Source organism: Rickettsia endosymbiont of Culicoides newsteadi, from assembly GCF_002259525.1.
GTDB lineage: Bacteria > Pseudomonadota > Alphaproteobacteria > Rickettsiales > Rickettsiaceae > Tisiphia.
On sequence record NZ_MWZE01000059.1, the window covers coordinates 1 to 6,992 of the forward strand.

Consider the following 6,992-nt stretch of genomic DNA (forward strand, 5'->3'; position numbering starts at 1 on the left):
CTAGCTCTCCTTTTTTGCTAAAGAATTCTATCTCATTTCTTCTATTTTTGTGTCCAAAATATGGAGACCATTATAATGTGTTAGGTGTTTAATGGAAGATATTCATAATTGGCAATCAAAATTTGAATCTTGTGAGTATGCTGAAAGGTTACTCAATAAACTAACTCAGCTGAACCAACAAGTAAAGCGACCAATAGATATCGGTGAGGTGAAAAAAGGTATATATTACGCCAAAAAATATCATAACACACAAATGCGACAGTCTGGTGAACCGTATTACTCTCACCCGATAGAAGTAGCGTACATGGTTGCACAGCATACAGCATTAGAAATGCCCCAATATTTCAATACTGATATGATTATTACCAGTTTACTTCATGATACTATTGAAGATACAGCTCTTACCGAAGACATGATTGATAATATTTTTGGTAGTCAGATTGCTAATCAGGTAGAAGACTTAACCAGAGTGAAGGGAGACAGAAAAATTAGTGCAGCAGAAACAGTAGAATTATTATGGCTACAAAAGAAATATGATGTCTTAATCATTAAGCTATTCGATAGAATTCATAATGTACAAACTATTGGAGTAAAATCTCCAGAAAAAATTAAGAAGATAATAGAAGAAACTCTTAGCAGATTTATGAGTCTTAGTATTTATCTTGGAACCCCAAAAATTGAACAAATATTAGCAAGGCTATGTTTTAAGAATATGCAGAGACAGAATGATCACCAAACTTTACATGATAATTTCCGGCTTCCTTCTCTAGTTTCACAAAGTAAAATATCCCAAATCCATAACCTATTGCCATAGACACTATGATCAATGACACTCCCCATTGTCCAAAATATTTCTCACAATAGATAATTCCAAATGATGTAGTAATATGCATGAGAATACGAGATATAGCATATATAAAACCACCATAAGTAAAACGTTGGAAAATGGGAATATGAGTATAAAAAACAGGGGTAGCTGGATTAGTGCTAAGCACAAATAACATAAAAAATGATTGCAGTGCAAATATATGTAATGGACTGTTTATATGGCTTAGCAAGTAAGGACAAAGCAAAGCAACCGGACAGAATATAAATAGTTTTGCTTTCAATATCTTTAATGGATGTATTCTATAACTTAAATACATTAATAATATATAGCCAACTAAATTCACCATTGATACGAAAAATTTTGATTAATTACTTCTTCTGGTTTATAACCAAACTGAGTTTTAAGGATATTCCCACAATAAATATACGTAAAATAAAAACATAATGGCCATCCACATTGTATTAGAAATAAGGCTATAGTTGTTTTTTTGCTTACTTTTTCATGTAATATAGGGTCATCTTTTAATTTAGCCATGCTCACACCGGATTTATCTAAGATATTTTTTAACCGACGTTTTGCATCTGCAAAATCCGTTGTTTCTTTTAGTGCTGTTCTAGCAACACCACCAACCATTGCAATTAGTGCACCGATCCAAAATGCAATACGCCAATTAAATTGATATTTAGTTGTAATAGATGCAACGCCCAAAGCTGTTGCCCCTCCTAAAATAGAAAAAATTGCGACTAACATTACAGCCGGATATTGCATAGGTGGTTTCACGAATTCAGTTAAATAAATTTCTGCACCTACTATTTCTCCCATAGATGACATGCCCTGTAACATGCGGCACACGGTAACTAACCATGCAGCTGCTATACCTATTTGTTCGTATGTTGGAAGAGTAGCCATTATAATGCATGAAATAGACATAATAAATGTTGTGATAATAACTATTGGTTTACGACCAATTTTATCACCTATTTTACCAAAAATAAGTGCACCAAAAGGTCTTAAAACAAACACTGAACAAAATGCAAAAGCAGACTGCAATGAAGAGGTAAAAGGATCGCTTTTTGGGAAAAAGAGCTCATTTAAAAGAACTGCCATATGTACATATAGCATCAGATCAAAATACTCAAGAAACGTCCCAACTGAAAGTAATCCGACAGCTTCTTTTTGCTCCTTGGTTAGGCTACTTTGTTGTTGCTGATGCCCTATCATTTTTCCACCTATAACTAAATTAGTGCTAATAACTATACTGACGATTTAAGTAATGATAGCAAGAAAAATATACGTAGAAAACTGAAATAATAAATTGTTGCTTGTAACAATATCACGGTATTCAATAAAGCGTAAATGTTATAGAAAAGATTTCTTGTACATGGTAAATTTGCAAAATTCTTTTTGCAGTATCTATGCCAATTGTAGTAATCTAATCATTTTGGTTTCCAATTTGTTGGCTTAAATTTATTATATAGTAAAAGCTATTGAATTAGGTGATAATATATGAAAAAATAAGAGGAAAACGTCAATTTTATGTTAATTTGATGTGTATTAGTTCTTATAACACTCCCAATTATCGCTATGTTCTTTATCACCTAATTCGATCTGTTTCACTATAACTTTAGAAGATACTAGTAATATGAAAACTGTTTTACCTGAACGCTCCCTGATCATTCAAGAAAGACTTGAATTAAAAACAGTGACGGAAAAATTTTGTTTGGAGAGAATTAATAAAGAGATAATTTAACTAAACTATTAATAAAAAGTAAATAAATTGTATTAATTAATTCCCCTCTAATATTTTGCTAGCTAATGCTTATAGTTTCTGTTCTATCCATTTTACTCGAACTAGTTTTGCCAGAGGTATAAAGTTGTTTAAAGTATCCAAGGCTATTCTTTTTTGCTTTTCTATTGACTCAATATGATGAAGGGTTTGCATGTTGTGTAATCTGTCAGCAAGCTTGATATACCATGCATCCATATCTTCCGGTTGAAGCAATTTCTGTAAGGCATGTTCTCCTTCAATTTTTACTTTCTTTGTTATAATATCGTCAAGCTTCGTCAGTTTGTTAACTAATTCTGCTATTTTGCTACCAAATAAAAACTGTATCTGATCAATAGTAATATCTGTATCCTCTACAATATCATGCAATAATGATGCTGCTATTATTTCAGTTTTACAGGAAAGTTTGGCTGCTATTAACGCAACTTGTATTGGATGATGGTAATATGACTCACCAGAGTGTCGTTTCTGATCGGCTTGGTATTGGATAACATATTTTAATGCCAATGTTATAACGAGGATGTTTATTATAGTACTGCGTCTTTTACTATATGCTATAATTTTATCCAAAAACTCCTTCATCAAAGAATCTTGTAGTTGCCGGCTATGAGGCGGATATGAAAATAACAGGACTTTTTCATCGGTCATAAATAACTCCCTATTGAATGTTTTCTCTGGATATTGCTTAGTCATTGCGAGGATGCGTGAGCCGATGAAGCAATCCAGAAAGTGATGAGAAATAGATTGCTTCGACCATTACATTGTCTCGCAATGACGTTAGTATTGCTAATACTTACGTTATAAGACTACAAAAATAATAGAGTTTGACTAGTGGAGGAAAATTGTGTATGATCATAGTTACACCTCAATAACGGTTGTAATTTAATAGCAATGCTATTGGATTAAGTTCTCTAGTAAGCACTCAAAAGTTTTGCTGACAAAAAGTACTTACTAGTTTTCCCAAATGTAATATTCAAGTGTTTAGCTTATTAATAAGCTAAACGCTTGGGTTGTTACACTGGCTTTTTTAGTTTGAGATTTATAGCTAACCCGATTAGCATTATGCCGTCACTGTCATTGCGGGAGGCGTGAGCCGACTAAGCAATCCAAATTCAATTTTTCTGGATTGCCACGACCACTACGTGGTCTCGCAATGACGTATATGCATCCCAAACGTCATTGCGAGAAGTGCGTAAGCACAACGAAGCAATCCAAAGTTTAATTTCTATGGATTGCTTCGTCGCCACTAAATTGGCTTCTCGCAATGACCCAAAGGCTAATCGGATAGCTAAACCAAAATATATATTTTAGCTCTAAAAAATTAGTCAGTAACCACTGATCTCTTTTTTTTTGATCTCATTCTATTTTAGGGAGTCTAATCTAATTATTTTGAGGTGCCAAGAAAAAAATACCCCATAATGGGATATTTCGTTATTTAAACAGTACTTTTAATTTTAGAATGGCTCTTGTTTATAAAATACAAGAATTTTTAAAAAGAAAATTAATCTTAAAGATTTCGCTAGAAAAAGTGCTATTCCTTATTCTACTGTAATTAATATAACAAAAGGGTTTAGACTAAATACTGACATAAGTAATATACTTAAAATTGCTAATTATTTTAGATGTTCAATTGACGAAGTTATAGGAAGAAATGACTATATTACTTTACCTAACACTAGAGATTTAGTATTTCATGAAATTACTTCAGAAGAGATAATAACCAATATAAAAAATTTCCTAGAAAATGAAGTAAAGAAGCAAAATCTAAATTTGTATACACTAAGTACCGAGATAGGTTTTAGTAACAATTCTTTACATAGTTTTGTTAATAAGAGAGAACAAAAAACTTTAGATAGCCGAATTGCAGTAGCCCTAGCAGATTATTTTCAAGTGTCAGTTGATGAAATGATTGGTAGGATTAAGCCAGCTACTTCTGATGATGAATCTTCTCAACAAAGCTCCATTCCTAATCTGAATTAATTATGTTGGCTTTTTCCATTAGAGCCTCTATTGTATCAATTATATGTTGTACGGAACCTTTATGTCAGGGGCATGGATAGGAAAATCCTTGGTATTTCTAGTTATCAATAAACCATTACAATACTTAGCTGTTGCCCATATTATTGCATCAGGTAGTTTGATCTTATACTTTTTTCTAATAGAGATGGCAATTTCAGCTATTTCTTCATTTAAGCCAATTATGGTAAAGTTATCTAAGAATTCTCTGATTGTTTCCTCATTATCTTCTGAGGTTCCAGCTAATATCTCCATTTTAGTTATTATACTAATCTTACAATCTTTATATTGTTCAAGTTCTCTATTAGCTGCTACATGTCCTAGCAAATAATCTATCAATATATTAGTATCAAATAATACTTTCATTCATCCCACTCGCCACGTAACTTGTGTTGATATAGCAAGCCATCTAACTTCTGATCTTTCCATATGCCAAATGCTGATTTATAGCCTTTTTTACTTTTAGCATAATTGGTTATATAATCAGTCAAAGCTTGTCTTATAATTTCTGCCCTAGATAGTTTTTTCTTCTTTGAAAGTTGATTCAAAGTTTCTACTTGCATGTCAGGTATATCAATAATAGTTCTCATACTATGCTCATTATATTAGTTATCATTATCTGATATTAATGTACTTTACTAGTTTATTCAAGGAGTTTTCTGTGGATACGATGATATATACCTAATCCGTTAATGTTCTAGATAGCTTCTCCATTATTGCGACGAGGCGTAATCCGACGAAGCAATCCAGGAAAATGGTTAGAAATGGATTGCTTTGACCATTACATGGTCTCGCAATGACGAGTTATAGGCATATACGTCATTGCGAGAAGCTACTTTAGTAGCGACGAAGCAATCTATTATGTGGTCTCGCAATGAAGTTAGTATTGCTAATACTTACGTTATAAGACTGCAAAAATAATAGAGTTTGACTAGTGGAGGAAAATTGTGTATGATCATAGTTACACCTCGATAATGGTTGTAATTTAATAGAAATAGCTATTGGATTAAGTTCTCTAGTAAGTACTCAAAAGTTTTGCTAACAAAAAGTACTTACTAGTTTTCCCAAATGTAACATTCAAGTTTTAGCTTATTAATAAGCTAAACGCTTGGGTTGTTACACTGGCTTTTTTAGTTTGAGATTTATAGCTAACCCGATTAGCATTATGTCGTCATTGCGAGAAGTGCGTAAGCACAACGAAGCAATCCAATTTTAATTTCTATGGATTGTGCGACCACTATGTGGTCTCGCAATGACGTATATGCATCCCAAACGTCATTGGGAGAAGTGCGTAAGCACGACGAAGCAATCCAAATTTAACTTTTATGGATTGCCACGACCACTATGTGGTCTCGCAATGACATGTATGCATCCCAAACGTCATTGCGAGGAGGCGTGAGACGACGAAGCAATCCAATTTTAATTTCTATGGATTGCTTCGTCGCCACTAAGGTGGCTCCTCGCAATGACGTAAATGCTAATCGGATAGCTAAACCAAAATATATATTTTAGCTCTAAAAAATTAGTCAGTAACCACTGATCTTTTTTTTATGGTCTCATTCTATTTTTGGAGTTTAATATAATTATTTGGAGGTGTCAATAAAAAATAACTCTGCCGCACGGTTTTTTAATTTTTACTTTAATCCTTGAATTCCTAGCATGACTCTTGTTAAAGAAATACAAAAATTTTTAATATCTAAATTTGAAGAACTCAAATTAACAAGAAAATCCTTTTCTAGGCAAAGTGGCATTCCTTATAATAATATTACTAGTATTATGAATGAAGTAAACTCTAGTATTCAAATGTATAATATATTGAAAATAGCCAACTACTTTAACTGTTCTATTGATGAAGTTGTAGGAAGAAGTCAATATATTTCTTTACCTAATACAGAAAATCCAGAATTTTGTAAAATTATACCAAGTGACATCATTTATAATATAAAAAAATTTCTGATTGACAGAGTAAATAAACAAAATCTAAGTTTGTATAAACTAGGTCTGGATATAGGTTTTAGCAGTCACTCTTTACGTGGTTTAGTTAATGGGAAAAGGAAGCAAAAAACTTTTAATAGCCAAATCACAATAGCCCTAGCAGATTATTTTCAAGTGTCAGTTGATGAAATGATTGGTAGGATTAAGCCTAATACTTCTGATAATGATGAATCTTCTCAACAAAGCTCCAATCGTGACAGTGATTTGAAATAATAATTTATATCAATACACTCCATCTTAACTATTCGCTATATAATTTCAGTAACTAACCAATTTGTTTAAGGACAAGTATAGTATTAATAACTCAAGTACTTTTTTATCTTAATAAAAACCGATTCTCTATCTTCATCTGCCAAATAACCTAAT

6 protein-coding genes and 2 pseudogenes are annotated in these 6,992 nt (G+C 32.3%); 4 read left to right on the top strand and 4 right to left on the bottom strand.

The features are described from left to right. The first annotated feature begins 91 nt into the window (after positions 1 to 91). Positions 92 to 814, top strand: coding sequence for an HD domain-containing protein (locus RiCNE_RS04775; RefSeq protein ID WP_094649464.1), 723 nt, complete (start codon positions 92 to 94; stop codon positions 812 to 814). Here RiCNE_RS04775 and RiCNE_RS04780 read toward each other — a convergent pair. Both RiCNE_RS04780 and RiCNE_RS04785 read right to left on the bottom strand, forming a co-directional pair. Beyond that, positions 705 to 2,050 (bottom strand): annotated as a pseudogene (locus tag RiCNE_RS04780) (MFS transporter). The gene RiCNE_RS04775 and the pseudogene RiCNE_RS04780 overlap by 110 nt on opposite strands. Before the next feature lie 598 nt (positions 2,051 to 2,648). Next, complete coding sequence (locus RiCNE_RS04785) at positions 2,649 to 3,308, bottom strand: HD domain-containing protein (protein ID WP_094649465.1); 660 nt, start codon at positions 3,306 to 3,308, stop codon at positions 2,649 to 2,651. Between the two features lie 792 nt (positions 3,309 to 4,100). Here RiCNE_RS04785 and RiCNE_RS08500 point away from each other — a divergent pair. Further along, positions 4,101 to 4,256 (top strand): annotated as a pseudogene (locus RiCNE_RS08500) (helix-turn-helix domain-containing protein); the annotation flags it as partial. Between the two features lie 129 nt (positions 4,257 to 4,385). Then, a complete protein-coding gene (locus RiCNE_RS08035) occupies positions 4,386 to 4,595 on the top strand; it encodes a hypothetical protein (RefSeq protein WP_239832702.1) in 210 nt (69 codons plus the stop codon). 39 nt (positions 4,596 to 4,634) lie between these two features. On the opposite strand, the gene RiCNE_RS04795 is transcribed toward RiCNE_RS08035, so the two are convergent. Further along, on the bottom strand, positions 4,635 to 4,997 hold the full coding sequence (locus RiCNE_RS04795; protein ID WP_094649466.1) for a type II toxin-antitoxin system VapC family toxin: 363 nt from the start codon (positions 4,995 to 4,997) through the stop codon (positions 4,635 to 4,637). Beyond that, positions 4,994 to 5,221: a ribbon-helix-helix domain-containing protein gene (locus RiCNE_RS04800; RefSeq protein ID WP_094649467.1), complete on the bottom strand. Its 228-nt coding sequence runs from the start codon at positions 5,219 to 5,221 to the stop codon at positions 4,994 to 4,996. Before RiCNE_RS04800 ends, RiCNE_RS04795 begins: the two co-directional genes overlap by 4 nt. Positions 5,222 to 6,290: 1,069 nt before the next feature. On the opposite strand from RiCNE_RS04800, the gene RiCNE_RS04805 reads away from it, so the two are divergent. After that, positions 6,291 to 6,839, top strand: coding sequence for a helix-turn-helix domain-containing protein (locus tag RiCNE_RS04805; RefSeq protein WP_094649468.1), 549 nt, complete (start codon positions 6,291 to 6,293; stop codon positions 6,837 to 6,839). Positions 6,840 to 6,992 lie beyond the last annotated feature (153 nt).

Coding starts and splice junctions, on each gene's coding strand:
- RiCNE_RS04775 (WP_094649464.1), top strand. CDS start 92: ATGGAAGATATTCATAATTGGCAATCAAAATTTGAATCTTGTGAGTAT.
- RiCNE_RS04795 (WP_094649466.1), bottom strand. CDS start 4,997: ATGAAAGTATTATTTGATACTAATATATTGATAGATTATTTGCTAGGA.
- RiCNE_RS04805 (WP_094649468.1), top strand. CDS start 6,291: ATGACTCTTGTTAAAGAAATACAAAAATTTTTAATATCTAAATTTGAA.
- RiCNE_RS04785 (WP_094649465.1), bottom strand. CDS start 3,308: ATGACTAAGCAATATCCAGAGAAAACATTCAATAGGGAGTTATTTATG.
- RiCNE_RS04800 (WP_094649467.1), bottom strand. CDS start 5,221: ATGAGAACTATTATTGATATACCTGACATGCAAGTAGAAACTTTGAAT.